Origin of the sequence: Eudoraea sp., assembly GCF_049665975.1 — a bacterium.
Lineage (GTDB): Bacteria > Bacteroidota > Bacteroidia > Flavobacteriales > Flavobacteriaceae > Eudoraea.
Genome location: NZ_JBATGR010000487.1, coordinates 1 through 3193, shown reverse-complemented (window position 1 = coordinate 3193; position 3193 = coordinate 1). Strand labels below are relative to the sequence as shown.

Annotated in this window: 3 protein-coding genes; all 3 read right to left on the bottom strand. The window is 38.9% G+C overall.

Annotated features, from left to right (window positions below; all coding sequences use genetic code 11):
• Positions 1-400, bottom strand: a 400-nt coding sequence (locus WBN20_RS15625; protein ID WP_424282355.1) for a DEAD/DEAH box helicase, incomplete at its 3' end; no start/stop codon positions are given.
• Positions 401-551: 151 nt separating this feature from the next.
• Positions 552-965 (bottom strand): c-type cytochrome, encoded by a 414-nt coding sequence (locus WBN20_RS15620; RefSeq protein WP_424282354.1) that lies wholly within the window; start codon positions 963-965, stop codon positions 552-554.
• A gap of 260 nt (positions 966-1225) precedes the next feature.
• On the bottom strand, positions 1226-3193 hold a 1968-nt coding region (locus tag WBN20_RS15615; protein ID WP_424282353.1), incomplete at its 5' end, for a TonB-dependent receptor plug domain-containing protein.

Here is a 3193-nt window from a genome sequence, read left to right as displayed (position 1 = left end):
CATATAAACGGCCGGGGGTACCTACAACTATATCCTGACCTTCCCCTAACAATATTTTTTGAGTGTTTATATTGGTGCCGCCATAAACCCCCACTACCCTATTATCGAGATATTTACTAAATTTTTTTATCTCCTCAACAACCTGTACAACCAATTCGCGTGTAGGCACTAAAATTAAAACTCTTGGATGCTTTTCTGTTGAAAATGGAAGCATTTGTAATATGGGTAGCATATAGGCAAATGTTTTTCCCGTTCCCGTTTGAGCAATACCCACAACATCTTTTCCTGATGAAATTACAGGAAAGGCTTGGGATTGAATGGGTGTTGGAATCGTATATTCTAAATCGGTTATAGCCGAACGCAGTTGGTTAGAGATTTTAAATTCGTCAAACGATTGCATCTTCATCAAATTTTAAGCAAAAGTAATGTATTACAGTTACTGGCAGGCAATTATTCAACTCTGGTTGCTTTATTACCGGAAATCATGCAGCCCGTTCATGGGTCTCATGCCTCTCCTCCCTCCTACGCAAAAATTACCTCTTCAAACGATACTAATCTGGGTTTAATTCATCAACATGCAGCATATAGGTGGCTATGGTTTTCAGTTCTTCATCAGATATTCCTTTTAAAAAACCGTCAATATTAGCCTGCATGATAGCAACCTGGGTGGAGGTGGTGTCTACAATGGGTTTGGCATTACCCTTTAAAAATGCCACTATATCTCCATTTTTTTCTTTATAGATCTTCATAATTTCTTTGACCGAAGGCCCTATTTTTTCCTTGCTTACATCATGACAGGTAATACATGTTTTTTCTGAAAACAACCTGTTGCCAAGAAAAATTTGGGAGTCTCTGCTTAATTCCGCACGCTGGGGCACTACATTATTTTTAACCTTTGTTGATTTCTTGTCCATATTGCAGCTAAACAACATAAGAAATCCCATAAAGAATGAAAATAAACGCATGGGTTTTGTGATATTCCTAAAGATAGTGAAAAGGGATATTTATATTCCATTATTCCAGACATTAGGTTTCATTTAAAATAATAGAAGGCGGCATTGTTTCAGATAGTCAACACTGCCGAACTGCTATCCTTCAGAAATTTTATTTTGCAGAATTCTCGGCCACTCCTCCCGCCTTGGACTTGTATTATTATGTTTTTAAAGATCTTTTTACTTAAAAAAGTAGATTTTACTAAAAAGGTCAGCTACCATAAAGAATAGGTTTAAAAATCAATCACAATTCCTATACTGGGAATTATTTGGCCACTTTCGTTTTCGATAACTACCAGACTCTCCGGTTGAATGATATTCCCGGATGTGTCCCTGTTAAGTCCATATTCAGGTGGACTTGGGATATTTTGTCCCAGGAGATTCTGAACTTCAATAAAAAGATCAAAAGCAAATTTCTTAAAATTCCATTTTTTATCAATACGAACATCCAATTGACTAAATATGGGTAGTTTCTCCTCCCCCAAACGGGAATAATCCAGTATAACAACCGGATAATTTTCTAAAGTAGCGTCCAAATCTGCCGGCACAAAAGGAGTTTCCCCCGCAAAACGATACCGGGCACTTAATTCCCAATTCCTGGCAAACTTATAACCGCCGGTAAAGGATATCAGATGCCTGCTATCCCATACGGAGGGTCTGTATACATCCCGGTCAAAGCCGGTAAATTCACTGAAGAAATAGGTATAGGCAAAGATCCCGTAGAAATTCTTTGATAATTTTTGTTGGAATTGGAGTTCCAACCCATAGCTCCTTCCCTTTCCGACGGTTTCAATGGGTTCACTACCCAATATTTCAAAACCACCTCCTTTATTCGCCAAAGAAACACTGTCACGCACAGAAACGGGATAATCATCATAGGCTTTATAGAAGCCTTCAACAGAAATACTTGAGGAAGGAGAAAAATAATGCTGTACCCCCAACACAAAATGATCGGTTCTGGTATAATCTACATCCCGGTTAACCAATTCGTTCTCATTGTTTCTAAACCCAAGAATGGTATATGGAGGAATTTTGAAATATCGACCTACCGAGGCGTTTAAACGCCAGTCTGTTACAAACTCATAAGAGGCTGAAAAACGTGGCGAAAAGGTACTCAAAAGACTTTCATTTTGGGTAAAGCCATCATCATCCATTCGGAATCCAAAAGAAAGGTCCAGTTTATTATCAAAAAATGAACGGGTCAAATTCGCAAAAAGCCCATATTTCATAAAGTCTATTTCCGTATTAAACAAAGCACTATTGGTAAGATCCAGGGTGTTGTTTTTATAATCGGCATATTGAACATTAAAACCCGTGCTTAGTTTCCAGTCTGAAAAAAATTGGGTGTATTCATAGCGAAGCTTGGTTTCAGATTCAGTCGCATCATTATTAAAAATCACCCCTGTTTCGTTTATGGGATCATCGTATCTTGTAAAGTCATTTGCCAGCCTGTTATTACTTAAAGTGGTGAGCATATATCCATTACCATTTTTAAAGCGTTTACGCCAACTAAGGCCAATGGTATTTGAACGTTGTTTGATAAAAGGTGCCTGTTCCAGTTGGGCTTCGGACTCCGGATCAAACTCGTCCGGAGGTGCCGCAGAAAAATCATCAATTGACCCTAACCCTAATAGGCTAAGGTTATTAAAATCATCTATTTGATGATCTACTTTAAATTGATAATCCCAGTAATCCGGTCGGAAGGGCAAGCCAATCGTTTCAAATAAAAACTTTAAATAGCTTCGTCGTACGGATGCCAGGAAGGTAGTTCGCGATGTTTCTTTCCCTTTTTTAAATAAGGGTCCTTCTAAGGTTAGTGCAGCCTCACTAGCACTTACTCTGAAGTTGCCTGCAAAGTTCCGGTTATTCCCATTGCGTTGTTCAAATTGTAATACACCCGATAAAGGGTTGTCATAACGGGCATTAAAGGCAGATGTAGATAAGGTAACATTATCTATAAATGATACATTAATTAAGCCTACCGGGCCACCTGCACTCCCCTGGGTACTAAAATGGTTGATATTCGGAATTTCCATCCCGTCTAAATAATATACAGATTCATTAGGCGCGCCACCCCTTATTATGAGATCATTTCGAAACCCTCCAATAGATGGAGACACCCCGGGTAAGGTCTGCGCTACTTGTACCACATCATTATTACTCCCGGGATAGGTAGCGATTTCCACTGCAGAAAGCGTTTG

Bases quoted from the DNA above. Each gene is read 5' to 3' on its own strand.
- WBN20_RS15620 (WP_424282354.1), bottom strand. From the start codon at position 965: ATGCGTTTATTTTCATTCTTTATGGGATTTCTTATGTTGTTTAGCTGC.